Annotated in this window: 11 protein-coding genes; all 11 read right to left on the bottom strand. The window is 34.7% G+C overall.

Annotated features, from left to right (window positions below; genetic code table 11):
- Position 1: 1 nt before the first annotated feature.
- The 11 genes from KAOT1_RS03920 to KAOT1_RS21825 all read right to left on the bottom strand — a co-directional run bounded on the left by KAOT1_RS03920 (position 2) and on the right by KAOT1_RS21825 (position 16721).
- Entirely contained in the window at positions 2-856 is an 855-nt protein-coding gene (locus KAOT1_RS03920) for a PKD domain-containing protein (protein WP_007093412.1), read from the bottom strand.
- Between the two features lie 18 nt (positions 857-874).
- Positions 875-2299: a RagB/SusD family nutrient uptake outer membrane protein gene (locus KAOT1_RS03915; RefSeq protein WP_007093411.1), complete on the bottom strand. Its 1425-nt coding sequence runs from the start codon at positions 2297-2299 to the stop codon at positions 875-877.
- A gap of 26 nt (positions 2300-2325) precedes the next feature.
- A complete protein-coding gene (locus tag KAOT1_RS23725; RefSeq protein ID WP_007093410.1) occupies positions 2326-4266 on the bottom strand; it encodes a SusC/RagA family TonB-linked outer membrane protein in 1941 nt (646 codons plus the stop codon).
- A gap of 129 nt (positions 4267-4395) precedes the next feature.
- The gene (locus KAOT1_RS23720) at positions 4396-5373 is read right to left on the bottom strand and encodes a carboxypeptidase-like regulatory domain-containing protein (RefSeq protein WP_007093409.1); all 978 of its coding nucleotides are present in this window, start codon (positions 5371-5373) and stop codon (positions 4396-4398) included.
- A 284-nt stretch (positions 5374-5657) separates the two neighbouring features.
- Positions 5658-6005 (bottom strand): cupin domain-containing protein, encoded by a 348-nt coding sequence (locus KAOT1_RS03905; RefSeq protein WP_007093408.1) that lies wholly within the window; start codon positions 6003-6005, stop codon positions 5658-5660.
- Positions 6006-6113: 108 nt separating this feature from the next.
- Positions 6114-7697: a polysaccharide lyase family 7 protein gene (locus tag KAOT1_RS23715; protein ID WP_316927972.1), complete on the bottom strand. Its 1584-nt coding sequence runs from the start codon at positions 7695-7697 to the stop codon at positions 6114-6116.
- Positions 7627-8178, bottom strand: coding sequence for a polysaccharide lyase family 7 protein (locus KAOT1_RS23660; RefSeq protein WP_262494771.1), 552 nt, complete (start codon positions 8176-8178; stop codon positions 7627-7629). Before KAOT1_RS23660 ends, KAOT1_RS23715 begins: the two co-directional genes overlap by 71 nt.
- 146 nt (positions 8179-8324) lie before the next feature.
- Positions 8325-8525 carry a hypothetical protein gene (locus KAOT1_RS22705; protein ID WP_007093404.1) on the bottom strand — a complete coding sequence of 67 codons (201 nt, stop codon included), beginning with the start codon at positions 8523-8525 and terminating at the stop codon, positions 8325-8327.
- Between the two features lie 10 nt (positions 8526-8535).
- Positions 8536-9489 (bottom strand): polysaccharide lyase family 7 protein, encoded by a 954-nt coding sequence (locus KAOT1_RS03895; protein WP_007093403.1) that lies wholly within the window; start codon positions 9487-9489, stop codon positions 8536-8538.
- Positions 9490-9694: 205 nt separating this feature from the next.
- The gene (locus tag KAOT1_RS21830; RefSeq protein WP_007093402.1) at positions 9695-13468 is read right to left on the bottom strand and encodes a T9SS type A sorting domain-containing protein; all 3774 of its coding nucleotides are present in this window, start codon (positions 13466-13468) and stop codon (positions 9695-9697) included.
- Between the two features lie 412 nt (positions 13469-13880).
- A complete protein-coding gene (locus KAOT1_RS21825) occupies positions 13881-16721 on the bottom strand; it encodes a T9SS type A sorting domain-containing protein (protein ID WP_007093401.1) in 2841 nt (946 codons plus the stop codon).
- Between the last annotated feature and the right edge of the window lie 35 nt (positions 16722-16756).

The following is a 16756-nucleotide window of genomic DNA, read 5'->3' as shown; positions in this document are numbered from 1 at the left end:
ATTAATTTGCTACGATTGAAAAATTATCTAATCTCGCCTCTACTCCTTCATTTGAAACATATATTGAAATTGTCTCATTAGCTCCTGTATTGAAAGGAATTGAGGACATTACATATGTAGATGGACTCGATTGATCAGTTCCATTAAAAGATTCAATTACTGTAGCTGTAGAAGCATCTGTAATTCCACCTCCTGCTAATACAGACACGGTTATTGAACCTGGATTATTATCTTTTAGCGTATAATGAAATGTGAGCGTGTAATCGGAATTTGGTGATACTGTAAGTTCTTGATATGCTATTCGGTCACCTCCGGACGGAAATTTAGCTGCTTGCGAGCCACTTTGTACTGGGCTTGATGTAATTTGAATTACTCCACCAAGATCTGAGTTTCTCCATGAATCTCTACCATCTCCAGAACCATCTGGCAGACTATTGTCTTCAAAATCTGATTCTAAAATATCTGGCACAACCGCCATAGGAGCCTCAGGTTCAATAATTTCTATTGTTTGCGAAAATGTACTTATAACGCCTAATGCATCAGATGCGGTTAGTGTTACGGTGTACGTTCCTTCTCCTGGATACGTATTTGCACCGTCTACTTCTGAAGATGTATTTCCATCTCCATAATCCCACGTATATGTTGTGGCACTAGTAGACAAGTTAGCGAACGTATAATCTTTCCATTCCTCATTTGGCCCTTGTCCTTGGGTAAATGAAAAATCTGCTTGTGGTGGAGTTGCATCTGCAATTGAGTTTTCCCCTAGCGGTTCAAATTTGTCAATGTCACATGATTGATATATAAGCGCTCCTACGAGTAGAAATGCGATACCAAGTATTTTTATTGTTTTTTTCATAATGTATCTTTTTTAGTTTTAGTAACCAGGATTTTGAGTCATTATACCATTACTAAGATTTATTTCACGTTGTGGAATTGGTAATAATAAATCTGTTGCCGTAAACGAGTAATTGTTTGCTGTTGAGAGGTCTGACAATACATTTTGTGCTTCTCCAAAACGGATTAGATCAAATAAACGTTGATTTTCAAAGGCTAATTCTGCGCGTCTTTCATTTAACAATTCTTGTTTTGTAATAGAAGTTACTGCGTCTGTTAAGCCTGCTCTGTCTCTTACTGTTTGGAAAGATGTTATTGCAGCCATGTTTGTCGTTTCTTGACCGCCAGCCAAGATCGCTTCTACATGCATTAATAATACATCTGCATATCTGATTACAACCCAGTCATTACCTGATAAAGTAGCATCTGATGCAAATACGTTTCCATTGGCTCCGCCATCTTCACCATTTGGTAAATATTTTACAACTTGTCTTTGTGTTGGTTGTAATGGATCGATTCGGTATGAGAATTCTGTTCTGTTTCCTCCGTTAGCATCTAAGAATGCAGCAGCATCTTCTGTTACGTAGTTTACACCTACTGTACGCCCTACACCATTCATAAATTCTGCAGAGAAATCTTGACTATCAGCCTCTATACCTTGTGTGTATGCAATTACAAAAATAACTTCGTTGTTTCCTTCATTGTAAAAGATGTCGTTGAAGTTTGGCTCCAAGGTATACCCATATCCCATTACATTTTCGCAAAGAATTTGTGCTTCAAGATAATTTCCTAATGTTAGATGTACTTTTGCTAATAGTGCTTCTGCAGCAGCTTTTGAAGCTCTTGTGTACTCACCATTACTAAGATTTGCAGCGGCAGTTTCTAAGTCACTCACAATTAAATCGTAAATGGTAGCTGTAGCCACTCTTGTGAAGGCAATTTCGTCGTCTTGTGGCGTGATTGTTCTATCTATTAAAGGAACATCTCCAAAAAGGCGTACTAAGTTAAAATAACTGTAAGCTCTTGCAAATTTTGCTTCACCTTCAAAGATAGGCGCCATTGTTTCAGAGGCATTTGCGAGGTTTTCTAATACTAAATTAGATCTAAAGATCGTACTGTAACAGCTTCTGTAATAGTTTTCTACAATACCGTTATTTGGTGTAATTGCATAGCTTTCAAATTGAGCTGCTTCACCTTCTTGATTTTTAGTTCTGGTATTGTCACTACGCATTTCAGTTACGTAATATTCGTGTTGTATACCACGATTGTCATTTAAATTTGTAGAATTTACTCCTTGTATTGCATCGTAAATAGCAATAACACCAGTTTCAATTTGTTGATCGTTTAGAAAGTAGTTTTCACTACTTACGGCTGCTTCTGGAATTGGTTCTAAGAGGTCTTTGTGACAAGATTGAAGACTTATCACTGCTAACATCAAAAAACCTATATATTTTAATTGTTTCATAATTAAATGTTTTTAGTAATGGTGTATTAAAATTGTAAGTTTAACCCTAATGATATTGTGCTAAATATTGGTGAACCAGCACGCTGATAACCATATGTTGTTGCACTTGTATCGTTGATAGATTCTGGATTGAAACCTGTGTAATCACTCGCCGTAAAATAGAGCAGATTTTGACCTGTTGCATAGAGCCTGAATGATGATGCTCCAAATCTGTTAGCGATGTCTTCAGGAAGATTGTAACCAATTGTTAGGTTACGGAGTGCAATGTAACTTGCATCCTGAATGATGGCATCTGTAAAGATTTTTTCTTTGATGAAACCTTGGTCTGGCGTTGTAGCCGTATTAAAATCTTGCCCACTGTTAAAGTGGTTGAACAAGTATTGGTCTCCCATGTTACGTATTTCAGCACCATGACTTCCTTGAAACATGAAGCTTAGATCGAAATCTTTGTATCTGAAATTGTTTGTGATACTCCATACTAAGTCTGGATAAGGATTCCCAAGAATCGTTTTGTCATCATCATCAATAAGTCCGTCACCATTTAAATCTTTTACATATACGTCTTGTGCTTGTCCACCAGCTGGATGGTATGGATCATTGATAAATTCTAAAGGAATGTCACGATCTACAACCCAACCGTAGTATGATGAAATAGGGTTTCCTACGAGGTTGATCCATTCTGCAGCTCTTTTACTGTCTACATTTTGAATTTGTCCGTTAGAGTCTGCAAAGTCTAATAATTCATTTTTATTGTGAGAAGCAATTAATGTTGTTCCCCATCTGAAATCTTCTGTAGAAACGTTTCTTGAAGTAACTTCTAATTCAATTCCTGAGTTTCTCACTTCTCCTAAGTTTTCTAATGCTGCAGAAAAACCTGTTGAAGATGCAACTGGATTGAATAGTAAGAGTTGGTCACTCGTTCTTGTGTAGTAATCTACAGAACCTGTAATTTTGTTGTTAAAAAATCCGAAATCGATTCCTGGGTTAAATTCTATTAATCTTTCCCACTGTAATTCAGGATTTGCAATGTTTAACGCTACAAAAGCTGCTTGTGAGTTGTAATTGTCTGTTCCAAGTAATGATATTGAAGGATATAAATCTGTAAGATTGCTTCCTGTGTCAATATCTTTGTTACCAGTAACTCCGAAACTTGCTCTTAGTTTCAATGAGCTTAATAATTCGCTTTCACTCAAGAAATCTTCTTGCGATACTACCCAACCTACCGAAGCAGAAGGGAAATTACCATATTTATTATCTACACCGAAGATTGAACTACCATCGCGTCTAAAGCTTAAAGATGCTAAGTATTTGTCTTCGTAAGAATAGTTTACTCTTGCAAAGAAAGAGGAGAATCCTTCTTCGTATTTGTATGAGGTAATTTCATTTAAAACAGTAGCTGCACTTAGCGTTTGAACTAAATCTGATGTATAACCAGATCCGAGTGCGCTGTCTCCTTGCCATTCCCACTTTTCAGCTGATGCTCCAAGAACTACATTGAACGTATGCTCACCAAAAGCTTTATCGTATGTAAAATATCCTTCTGATAGTGTGTGAATTCTGTTTTCGTTAGATTCAAAATAACTTGCTGCCGAAGCACCATTTCTGTTAGATCGAACACCTTGCCATCTATTTCTAAATGTGTTTTGGTAATCACCTCCTAAGGTAGCTCTGAATCGTAAACCATCAATGATTTTATACTCACCATAAAAAAGTCCTGCTAGTTTAAATTTGTAATCGTTACGATCGCGCTCTAGTACTTTTGCCGCTGGGTTTGTGTTAGATGTGTTACTGATGTCTTGTAAAACAGAACCATCACCAAATAAATCATAATTATCGAAGTGTCTTTGAATGGCATAATCTCCAATTTGAACGTTTGGATACGTTGCGGTATCCACAAACTGAATTGAATTGGCATCGTGGTATAAAGGCAACCACGGCGTTTGTCTTAAATATCGTGTGTAGACCATCAAACGTCTTCTTCTTGTGTAGATGGCGCAAGTTACCCTAATTTATTTTGTCACTTAGTTTGTATCTATTTATCTCGCATTGTAACGTTTGTAATCGTCTGTAAGTAAAACACTTCATCATGATTGTATCTAAGGAAGCGCTAAATTTTGTGTTTTTGTTTCCTCCACGAGCATTAAATGAATGCGTTGTAATAGTTCCACGTCAAAGATTACGTCTTGCCAGTCTCTGTCAATACCAGTTGTTTGTGTAAGTAATTGCTTGTAAGCTGTTCTGTTGGAAAGTGTTCCTGTTGCAGCACGTTCTGCAGCAACAGTTTCTGCTACTGTGAAGTAGTAATCGTCACTTTGTCTTGCTTCTTTAAAACCAAAGAAAGAGTTGTAAGAAAATGATGTTTTACCTTCTTTACCTTGTTTTGTTGTGATTTGGATTACACCATTTGCACCACGAGAACCATATATTGATGTAGAAGCCGCGTCTTTGAGAATGTCAAACGTTTGTACTTCGTTCATATCTAAGTTTCCAAGAAAATCGCTATCTACTACCAATCCGTCAATTACAATTAATGGAGCAGAATCTCCATTTAAGGAACCGACACCACGAATACGAATGGTTGGATCTGAACCTGCTTCACCTTCTGTAGCTGCAACATTTAAACCTGCTACTTGCCCAACAAGCGCATCGTCTAATCTGGAAACAGCTATCTTATCTAATCCTTTCTTTTCTACACTTAATGTAGACATTGCACCAGTAAGGTTGCTTTTCTTTTGTGTTCCATATCCAATTACAACTACTTCATCTAAAGCACTTGCATCTTCAACTAACGTAATGTTTATCGTTTTTTGAGCATCAATAATAACTGTTTGTGAAGCATAACCAACATAAGAGAATTGTAATACATCACCTTTTGTTACTGAAATTTGATAATTACCATCAAAATCTGTAGTAGTACCTTTTGATGTTTTAACCACCTGAACGTTTGCACCAGGAATAGGTTGGTTGTCTGCTTTGTCAACTACTTTTCCCTTAAGGAGATAGGACTCCTGTGCGTACATTGAAATGCACAAGAGAAGCATTACAATACAGGTAAGCTTTGTTTTTAAATTCATAATTAGGTTTTTTTAATTAGTTAATATTCTACTAATTACTTAAAGCTTTACTGCTACTGCCATTTTTTTTGTATTTTTGCAATATGCATGTTACTACAAGTAATTATGTATAATTTTACTTCCCTCCAAAGAAGTAATATTCCAAAAAGGATAGGCGTGCACCTGTCCTTTTTTTGTGGCTAAAAAATTGGTTAACCAGATTGGTTTACCAAATATATGTATTTTTTTGAGATTTACAACGTTTTCGTAAATTTTATTAAATAATTGTTAATTTTTTTTACTTTTTATTCCATAAAATCTTCTCGTATTGGACTAAAAACGTCTATTAAAATGCCTTCTTCTGTGCAGATAGCTCCGTGTAATACGTGTGGCGGAATGTACACAGTATCACCTCCTTTTACAACACGTGTTTCTTCTCCTATTGAAAATTCGAATGTTCCACTTTCAACATAGGTAACCTGACTGTGGTAGTGTTCGTGCTTGTACCCTATTCCTCCTTTGTCAAAATGCACTTTAACGAGCATGATTTTATCATCATATCCCATAATTTTGCGTTTTATACCTTCGCCTACAACTTCCCATTCAAGGTCTTTGTCTAGTATAAATTCTTTGCTTGCTCCAAATGTTTTCATTTCTGTATTGTTTTTTGTTGTTTGTTGATTGTTTGCTTTGCTCCGTTGTCGCTTATTAGTTGTTGGTTAATGAAACTCATCACTTTTTAACTCTTAACTCATTCATTATTACTTATGAGTTGCTGGTGGCGTTCCAAGTCCTACCGTTGCTTCTCTAAACCATACTTCTGTGTAACAACCATTTTCGTATTGCTTAGCAATATCGCCTCCATAGGTTTCTGCTCCTGCACACCAAACCATATTTTTTTCAGGACTTTTCCCGTTAGTTTGATTGTATGCTCCTTGCTTAAAATACCCTAGTTCTCCACTGTAGGCAGTAGCACGCTCGGTTCCATCTTGTCCAATGGGTACAAATAGTTTTTGTACTTGTGTTGGTATGTCTGATTTATTTACATATTCAGATTTGATAAGGTTTTTAGTGAATGTTTTGGTTTCGTGACCTTCACTCTTAAACGTGAGATACATGATACCTTTATACACGTTTACCTCATAACTGAATTCTTCTCCTAGTTCGATTCCATCTTTAGGTTCTGCAGGGTAATCATCTTTGGTTTTTCCGATGACTGACATGTCATTTCCCCAAACGGCAGTGGAATAATCCCAACGTCCTGAGTTGTCATCACCCGCAGTGTTTATTTCGTAGTTCCAAAAGACAGAACCTTTGGTATGTCCTGGGAATTTTTTGTAAAATATTTTTAGTGGTTCGTTTTCATGTCCTTCTCCACTATGAATTTGTCCTACTACTGTAGCGTAAGAAGCTGCAACTCTAGCATCACCAGAGACTGAAACTTGCATTACTTTACAAGTACCCGTGAGTTTTCCACCTTCTTCTGGTGTCCATTCACGTTTTTCATGTAATTCTGTTCTTGTATTGCTTGAATTTTTTGAGGTAACTCCTGAGTTTGGTGTTTTGTAAACTACCCAACGTCTGGTTCCATCAATTACAGTGTAAAAAAAGTTTTCATCTTGAAAGTTGATAAGATTATCTTCATTAGTTCCATCACCCATTAAGATTTTGAATTTATCCATAAAAGGAATAACCTCATTTGGATATACTATTTTTTTGCTTAAACCATCGTTTGCTTTGAAATATCCTTCATTAGAGATTGCATCATCGCTGATTTCAATACTTGCAGATTTAAACCAAACTTCAGCATAATTTCCATCAGCATACTGTTTGGTAATGTCTCCACCATAGGTTTCTGCTCCAGAACACCAAACTTTGTTTACTTTAGGATCTTTCCCGTTTGTTTGATTGTAACAACCTAATTTGAAGAAAAGTCCCTCACCTGCATACGCTTTTACTCGTTCAACACCATCTTGACCTATGGGCACAAATAAATTTTGAACCTGTTTCGGAATGTCTGAATCTTTGGTATATTCGGAAGCGATCAGATTTTTAGTAAAGGTTTTGGTTTCGTGTCCTTCACTTGAAAATGTAAGGTGCATAATACCATCTTTTACTTTAACTTCATAACTGAATTCTTCCCCTAAAGCAATTCCGTCTTCTGGTTCAGGTGGATATGTATTTTTATCTGTTCCGACTACAGAAAAGTCATAACCCCAAATTGGATAAGAATAATCCCATCTTTTTGAATTGTCGTCTCCTGCGGTATTGATTTCATAATTCCAAAAAACTGAACCTTTGGTATGACCTGGGAATTTTTGTAAAATATTTTTTAAGTGGTTCATTTTCATGTCCGTCTGCACTATGAATTTGACCAACTACTACTGAATATGTTGCTGCCACACGCGCATCACCTGTTGTTGAGACATTCATCACTTTTAACGTGGCGTTCATTTTTGCATCTGTTGTTGGCGACCATTTTTTTAGTTGTGCCAATTCGGTTCTGGTATTGTTGGAAGTTCCGTGTGTGTTTCCCGCATTTGGTGATTTGAATACTACCCAATCTCCTTTTTCGTCATTTTCAGTATAAAAGAAATCTTTGTTTTCATAATCTGTAGCTTTTCCTACGTTAGAACCATCACCCAAGATTAAATTCCAGTGTTGAAAGATTGGTATGACATCATTGGCATTACCATTTTCTGCTATTTTTTCTGTTTTATTTTCTGTGTTTTGTTTTTTAGTATCAGCACATGAATTACATAGTAAAAGGAAGCTTATCATTACTAAGTAAAAAGGGAAAACTGATGTGGATATTTTGAATCTCATATGATATTTTGTTTGATAATGACTTTTTTCGGTTGTGAAATTAAAATTATAAAAAGCTTCTGCAGATATTTTCATGAAAACAGAAGCTGCTAGTACTGTTTGAAATTATTCTTTGATTTTTTTTGCTACACTCATATTATTTATCGCTATTTGAGCGATATACATTCCATTAAGATTAGAAATATTAATGCTATTGTGACTAACATATTAGTACGAGAATATACTGAACTCGATTTGCTATCCAAACGTTGAAAAGGTTTTCTCGTTCCTGTACTTATGGCAAGTGTTGTTTGCGTTTCTGCAAAACTTACAATAAGTACTATTATTAAAAGTAATTCTATTTTCATGTAGTAGCTTTTAATGAGTTATGTATAAGTTGTAATATTTTACATAAGAATATGCGTTGGCATCTGTGGCTGTTAGATAGTTTCCTGCTTTGAAATAGTTTTCAAAAGGCCATTTTTCTAAGCTAATGTCTTCATATGTGTGTGAGGATTCATTGTTAAGTGTCACGACGATTTTTGCATCAGAAGCTTCTATTTTGAAGTCAAATGCTTCATAACCAACATACCCAAGATTTTGTTTGATGTCATACCAAGTATTGCTCGACGTATCTAGTAAATCGTCGCCGTTTGTACTTTCATCAACTAGAGATTTTTTGTGTGACCAGATGTAACCATCTTTCCAGTAAATTTTAATTAATGGTGGTCCGTTATTAGATGAGAAATTGAAGGTATTCATGTCTTCTTCGGAAATGATTCCGTGAATTTGCATTACAATAACTTTGTGGTAAGTGTCGCTTGAATTGGTGTTTTCTGAAACGTCTGTAACTTTTAAGCGTCCTTTGAGCGTTCCACCTTCAAGTAATGTCCAATTTTCTCTTGAGTTTAAAGGATTGATTAATTCCCGTAATTCTGTACGAGAATACGAGCTATTTGTCGTAGAACTTTCAGGGTATGTGTAAAAAACCAATGACTCGTCTTCTGTATCATCATACATAAATGGTTGTACAGGCGCGAGTGTTTGGTATCCAAAATTCACTAATTCGTCGGGTTGATATTCGTCAGGTTTTCCATTATTATTTTCATCTACCGGAAGTGTAACTTTCCAATTTGAAAAGTTAATATCTGCATAATTTACTGATATTGGCTCAGGTTCTGATGGCGTTGTAGGAGTTGTTGGTGTACTCGTTGTTGGCGTTGGCTTGTCCAATTCATCATTATTTGAACAGCTTACACAGAGTGTGAATCCACCTAATAATACACAAAGCCTTTTTACAATGGTACTTATGAATATGTGTTTTGACTTCATTTTAAATTGGTTAACCAGATTGGTTTACCAAATATATAGATATTTATGAAGTGAACAAATAATATTCGTATTTTTCTTTAATCGTTATCTCAAATAGTGGCTATGATTTTTATAAACTTTGCAGATTAGGACTATAATTTTTTCGCATTTATAAAGAAAAAACAAATTCAGACTTGATTATATATTGAAATGACGTTTATTCATACTATCGCTTTACCACTTTTTTGATAATGACTTTCTTTTCACTGTACAATTTGACAAAATAGAGTCCTGTTGGGTAGTTAGCCATATTGATGATAGTGTGGTTAGTTTTGATAATTCGTTGACCACTGGCATTGTAAATTTCTATGGTATCTAATGTTGTAGATGTTTTAATTGTAAGATTGTCACTAACAGGATTTGGATATATGCTAAAAGCTTCTTCAAGAGTCGTTTCTGGTGTAGATAGTATCGCCAAACATGCAGCTTCAGTATTGGTAAAATTACTCGTTCCTTCCACAGACCAAGTCATTAAATATCCTGCGTTTTCATCATCAACCAAAATACAGGTCAGTTGTGTTGAACCGATTGTATTGAAACTTGTAATCGCAGCATTGTTTCCATTACGAATACTTACCGTGATTAGATTGAGATTGTTTCCTAAATCTACAGTTTTTAAGTTAGTTAAATCATCTAAGTTTGCAGTGCTAAATGTATTTCCATCTGCAAATAAATGTTCTAAAGCCATTGGTGTTACTGACATTTCACTGCTTGCGCCAGAGTTTCTACTTACGATATCAATAGACAAGCCTGTTAAGGGACTTAAATCATCGATGCTGTTCCCAGAAATATCTAACGTTGTAATGTTTATAAAAGCATTTAATCCTTCTACACTTGTGATTCCTCTGTTGTTTAAATCCAATGTTCCTGTGACTGCAGCAGCTTCTTCAAAACTAATAAAGCCATCAAAATTAGTATCTATAGTTCCTAAAGCTAGTAAAGCCATTGTAGTGAAGTCGTCTGTATTTATGTATAATACATCTATACAATCTAAACTAAAAGTCACATTCGTATCCACATTAGTTGTCCAATTGAGATTTGCGTACGACTCATCACTAACTTGAATACAGCTTAATAAGTTATTAAATGCTTCTAAGTTTACAAGTTGTGCTTGTTGGCTAATATCCAGTTCAGAAAGTTGATTTGCACTACAGTCAAAATTTGTGAGCGAACTCATATTCCCAAAGAAAATAGTATTAATTTGGTTATTGGAACAATTGAGATCGAGTATGTTAAGGTTTGCTACATCTAAAACAGCAAGATTGTTATTGGAACAATTTAGTGTTTGTAAGGCGTTTGAATTTGTTACATCTAATGAAGTGATATTATTGTCAGAGCATTCTAATGTAATCAATGCTGTTTGATTGCTTAAGTCTAAAGAGTTTATATTGTTGTTTGAACAACTTAGATTTTCTAACAACGTATTGAGTTCTACGTTTAATTGAGAAAGGTTATTATTATCTATTCTCACCTGCTTTAAAGCAGAAGCACTATTAATATTGATTGTCGTTAATAGGTTTTCTCTACAATTTAAATCTTCCAAAAAAGGATGATTGTTAAAATCTAAACTTGTGAGTTGATTCGTTTGACATTCTACTCTTTCTAATAAGTTGTTTGAACTAACATCCAAAGCAGTTAGTTGATTATCAGAACAGAGTAATTCTGTCAACAATACATTTGTACTGAGATCAATATTAGTTAATTGGTTATTTCGGAAATTTAAAAAATCAAGTGCAGTATTTGAGCTTACATCTAAACTTGTAAGTTGATTGTTTGCACAAGTAAATAATTCCAAAGCTGTATTGTTACTAATGTTTATAGTAGCGATTTGATTTCCAGCAACTCCCAATTCTTCTAACAATGTATTGGTAGAAACATCGATGCTTGACAGTTGATTTTGAGCGCAATATAAGTGTTCTAATGCTGCATTTTGACTTACATCTAAACTTGTAAGTTGATTTAAAGTACCGTAAAATCGTTTTAATTCTGTATTGGCACTGATATCAATTGTTGAAAGATTGTTATTAGTTACATTTAAAAATTGAAGTCCTAAGAATGCTTCAATTCCTGTCAAATCTGATATCGATTTAGAACTTAAATTTAACGTAGTTACACTTTCAGCAGTCATTCTATCTACATAATCATCCAATACATTATCATATCCTAAATCGATCAATGCCTGCTCAAAATTATCATTTGGCACATATACAGGTCCGCAATTGTTTCTAAATACGACGTCATTGTCTACCATACCAATCCAATTGGCTTCCGCATAAGCAACATCCGCCACAGCAATACAAGAAATATTATTGGTATTGGCACGTAAAAATGTAAGTTGCGTATTGTTGCTTACATCCAACTCGGTTAAATTGTTTGAAAAACATCGTAAATCTTCCAAAGCAGCACAACTTGCTACATCAATAGTTTCCAATTGCCCATAAGTTACAAAGCAATCGCGTAGCATTGGATGATTTGGAAAACTTAAATCGGTCAATAAATTATCGCCACACCAAATAATTTCCAGTTGTGTATTGTTATTTAAATCTAATGTCGTTAGTTGGTTGCTAGTTATGTACAAGTTTTTAAGCAATACATTGTTGCTCAAATCTATTGAAGCTACTTGATTGTCTCTAAAATTCAATTCTTCCAACCATACATTATTATTGGTATTGATACTTGTGAGTTGATTTTCTGTACAGATAAGTTTTTGTAGCTGCACATTTGAAGTTACATCCAAGTTTGTCAGCTGATTTGTTGCGCAATAAAGTTCTTCTAAATTTGTACTCGCGTTGATGTTAAGTGCTGTTAGATTATTATTGGTTACGTCTAAAGTTTTCAGGTTGAAGAAAGCTTCAATTCCTGTAAGATCTGCAATGTTTTTTGAAGAAACGTCTAAATTCATCACATTGATAACATCTGCAAAAGCTACATAATCGTCTAAAACGCCTGAAGTGTCAATTCCTAAATCGATCAAAGCTTGTTCAAAATTATCATCTGGCACATAAATATCTTGCCCAAAAAGACTGCAATCTTCTAGAAAAATAGCGTTTTCATCCACGTTTGTATACGTATTTGCTGCATCATCAACTTGAATACAGCCTAAATTTGGATTGTTTAAGGCATTAAAATTGGCATTTGACATGTTGATATTGTTGCCATTCTTAATACTTAAACTTTCCAATTGATTGGTTTGACAATATAATGCTGCCAACGCTGTATTTGCACTTAAGTCTAAAGAGGTCAATTGATTGTTATAACACACCAATTCTTGCAAATTACTCTGATTTACTAAGTTTAAAGACGTTAATTGATTACTATACACAGATAAATATTCTAATTGTGAATTGATTAAAACATCTAGTTCCGTAAGATTATTATTGGCAAGATCTACAACGAATAAGTTTTGATTGTTGCTTAAATTTATAGTTGAAAAATTATTATTGAATGCGTATAATTCTTCTAAGTTACTGTTGTTATTGAGTGTAATTGAAGTCGCATTATTGTTATGACAATCCAACGTGAGAAGCGATACGTTATTTAAAAAACTAATCGTAGAAAAATTATTGTTACTGATATCTACTTGCCTCAATTGTAACAAATTCGCCGTGTTGATGCTTGTTAAATTATTTTGATACACAACCAATACTTGAAGTGCCGTTAAACCATTGATATTTAAACTTGTAAGATTATTTTGAGATGCATCTAAAACGACCAAACTATCAAAGTCTTCAATTCCTGTCAAATCAGAAATATTTCTATTACTGACATACAATTCGGTAACATCATTAATTTGATCCGTAAAGACTTCTCCGTCAAGGACAATATCATAGCCGAAATCAATTAGTGCTTGTTCAAAGTTTGCATCTGGAATTGCTGTAGTTTGCGCATTTAGTATACTAAGAACAAAAAGGCAAATAACCGTAAATAGAACATTTTTCATCTGTTTATTTTTTTGGTTTCTGATGATTCAAAAAAATTGAATACAATCAGTAACTCACATAAATTTTAATTATTCCTTTGTATAAATTTTTGAAATAATAAAAACTCATGTTCGTTTTATAATGATTCATGTGTTAGTTATGACGCGAAAATATTTTCCGCTGTAGCGAAGACAAAAATCATTTAGTGAAATAGGGTGTTTTTTTAGTGAATTCTATTGCGTAAGATTACGAGTAATTAAATCTTCATTATTGCATAAAATAACAACAGCCATTCTTTAGGATAAGAATGACTGCTGACTTACACTTAAATCTTCCATAATTTGTGCTAATAACCAAGTATTATGGAGTGCCAAGATTTACATTTGAAACCTACACAAAATACTAAGTGTATTCCTTGAAATGTAAAAAGCATCATTGTAACATCACTTTTTTGTGACTTACACTGTTATTCCCTTTAAGTGTGACTAAATATATTCCACTAGAGGCATTGGACATATTGATAGCTACTTGATTCTCATTTTGAGTATCTACAACTGTAATTAACTTCCCAGACAAATCATAAATGCTAATGGTTTTGATTTCAGTGGTTATATTTTTTACATGAATTGTTTTGTTGGCACTGTAAAGAATTGTTTCTGATAGTTTACTTTCTTCAGTACTTAATACTTGATTGCTAGTTACGATAAAGAAACGACCTGTTCCATTGGTATTTTGTGCTAATGTAAATGTGTATTCAAACGTATTATCTGCAATTTCTGTCAAGGTATTTTCTTGTGTGTCTTGTAAATACACATTTCCAGAAATATTATTATGAAAGGTAGCGCGTATTGTATAAGTTCCTGCATTTGCTTTGATTCCAAGCGGAATGCTTTCTTCGGCAGTATCTCCAATACTTTGGATACTAAAATTTGCTGTTGACAACGTTGGATCGACCAATTTGGTATAAATGTCTAAACTTTCTGCATCAAAATTCCCAATATCTTCACCGATGTCTAAACCGTTTGTCGTTCCACTTTGTAGGTTGATTAACGTACTCACCAAATTGTTGATAGATAATTCTAACGAAGAAGCAGTTTCTTGACCATTAAAAGAATTGAATATTCCATTGAAAGAAACGGTACTTGTCGCTGGTTGTTCGCTTCTTCTATTCGCTAGAAACACAAAACTATTGGCTTGCGCAGGTTTTGCTTTTACAAGAAATCCTTGTCCTGGATGAATATATCGTGTATTGATAGCTTCTTCCGTAACTGGAATGTATTTTCCTTGCGATTGACTCCAAAAATACAAGGCTTTATAAGCATCATCCAATGAACTAGCATTATCTGCCAATGCGCTGTTTGCATCTCCGTTTGCTGCATAAAAACTCAGGTATGGATTTCCTACTGAGTTCCACTCGCCCATTACAAGAGGCACTCCTGTTGTAGCATTTGCTTGTTGTTCACCTGTAAAATAATAATTAGGTCCACCTAATGAAAATTCTATCTGATAGCCTTTTGCTGGCACAAAGCTTCCTTCCATATCAGCATCTACTGAGGCTTTATCTACATACTCCCATTTGTTTCCTTCTGTATTGGCATCATTATATACACCAATTAAATACTTATCATTAGCGATATTGGTTGCCACATTTTGATTAGGATAATCTACAAAATCTTTTAAGGACATAGCTACAGGAGGCGAAAATAAATAAGGTTGGTTATTTGAAAGTTCTTGTCTTTTATAGACGATATCTCCTGTAGAAGTTCCAGCTACAAATAAGGTAGCACTTTGATCGTTATCGGCTTCTAACTCTAGCGTTGCAGTAGTTGCAATCCCTAAATCACCATCTATATCTAGATTGATTCCTTTTTTCACTTCCAGTTGCGCACCATCTTCTAGCGTAAGTTTTTTAGCTTCTGCATCTACGGGGAGCGCAATATCTGCTGTTTCAGGCAAATACACTTCCATTGATGCCGTAGGAACGCCATTGCTCCAGTTATCTGCAGCAAACCATGTTTGTCCACTTGGCGGAATATCTAAAAAGCGTGTTTCATTGGGATGATATTTGTATAAATGATATTGTCCAAATTCTTCTGCACTAAAATAAATTGCTCCATTATATACTGTAAATGCTCTAGGGTTTGAATCCATCAATCCGAGGTTTATATCTGCTACTTGCGAAGGTGGATTTATACCATCGTATTGCATCAATTCATTTCCGTTAGATCCATCATCACCAGCAAAGTACAAGGTGTTATCCAAAATAACAAAATCTAAAGGATCTCCTTGATTGGCAAGTCTAAACCCATCTCCAAAAAGGTTGATATCAGCTACCATGCTCGGTGTATTGGTTCCGTCGTACATCCAGAGTTCTCTACCATTTGTACCATCATCTGCAGTAAAATATAAATTTCCATTAAAGACAATTAAATTCTGTGGTTCCGAACCGCCACTTGCATTCAAATCAGCTACTAAACTTGGTGCATTTACACCATCATATTCCCAAAGTTCTGTTCCTCCGGTATCTCCTTGGGCAGCAAAGTGTAATTTACCATTGAAAACCGTTAAATACGCAGGATATGCATCATCAAGACCGTTTCCTATAGGATTGATATCTGCAACAAGCGTTGGCGCATTTACACCATCGTATTCATATAATTCATTACCATCTGCTCCGTCTGCCGCAAAATATAGTTTCGAATTAAACTCCGTAAAATAGTTCGGATTACTAGAATTAAAAGGGTTTACTTCATATTTTACAGGAGGATTTACTCCATCATATTCATGCAATTCTACGCCTCCCGATTCTCCATTGGCAGCAAAGAGTAATTTTCCATTAAATACAAAGAAATTATCAGGATTAGACGAACGTGGCACACCTCCTATAAATCCTGTATAAATGTCAGCAACCAAAGTTGGTGGATTTACACCATCGTACACGCATAGTTCATTTCCAAAGTTGCCAATATTTGCTCCAAAGTATAATTTATTATTAAACTCAACAGGAGTTGTCGTTTGTCCTACAACAGGTTGATTTGTTAATGGAACGAGTCCTAAAGTCTTCGCCCTGCTAATGCCATCATATTGCAGTAATGTATATACGGGAGTTTCATCTGAGTTGGCATTAAAGTAAAATTGATTGTTAAACACCGTTCCTTTGGTGTATTGAAACATAAGATTTGCTCCAGAATCTTTTGTTTTTATTTTATACGGTTGTTGTGCAAGTACAAAGGATGTACATCCTAAAAAAAGTAATAGTATTTTTTTTTTCATTATAATGATTGTTTGTGGTTATTAGACAAACAAAC

Origin of the sequence: Kordia algicida OT-1 (assembly GCF_000154725.1) — a bacterium.
GTDB lineage: Bacteria > Bacteroidota > Bacteroidia > Flavobacteriales > Flavobacteriaceae > Kordia > Kordia algicida.
The sequence above is the reverse complement of the archived record's forward strand: the minus strand, read 5'-3'. Positions and strand labels throughout refer to the sequence as shown.

Bases quoted from the DNA above. Each gene is read 5' to 3' on its own strand.
- KAOT1_RS22705 (WP_007093404.1), bottom strand. From the start codon at position 8,525: ATGAAAATAGAATTACTTTTAATAATAGTACTTATTGTAAGTTTTGCA.
- KAOT1_RS03915 (WP_007093411.1), bottom strand. From the start codon at position 2,299: ATGAAACAATTAAAATATATAGGTTTTTTGATGTTAGCAGTGATAAGT.
- KAOT1_RS23725 (WP_007093410.1), bottom strand. From the start codon at position 4,266: ATGGTCTACACACGATATTTAAGACAAACGCCGTGGTTGCCTTTATAC.
- KAOT1_RS23720 (WP_007093409.1), bottom strand. From the start codon at position 5,373: ATGAATTTAAAAACAAAGCTTACCTGTATTGTAATGCTTCTCTTGTGC.
- KAOT1_RS23715 (WP_316927972.1), bottom strand. From the start codon at position 7,697: ATGAACCACTTAAAAAATATTTTACAAAAATTCCCAGGTCATACCAAA.
- KAOT1_RS03920 (WP_007093412.1), bottom strand. From the start codon at position 856: ATGAAAAAAACAATAAAAATACTTGGTATCGCATTTCTACTCGTAGGA.
- KAOT1_RS23660 (WP_262494771.1), bottom strand. From the start codon at position 8,178: ATGAGATTCAAAATATCCACATCAGTTTTCCCTTTTTACTTAGTAATG.
- KAOT1_RS03905 (WP_007093408.1), bottom strand. From the start codon at position 6,005: ATGAAAACATTTGGAGCAAGCAAAGAATTTATACTAGACAAAGACCTT.
- KAOT1_RS21825 (WP_007093401.1), bottom strand. From the start codon at position 16,721: ATGAAAAAAAAAATACTATTACTTTTTTTAGGATGTACATCCTTTGTA.
- KAOT1_RS03895 (WP_007093403.1), bottom strand. From the start codon at position 9,489: ATGAAGTCAAAACACATATTCATAAGTACCATTGTAAAAAGGCTTTGT.
- KAOT1_RS21830 (WP_007093402.1), bottom strand. From the start codon at position 13,468: ATGAAAAATGTTCTATTTACGGTTATTTGCCTTTTTGTTCTTAGTATA.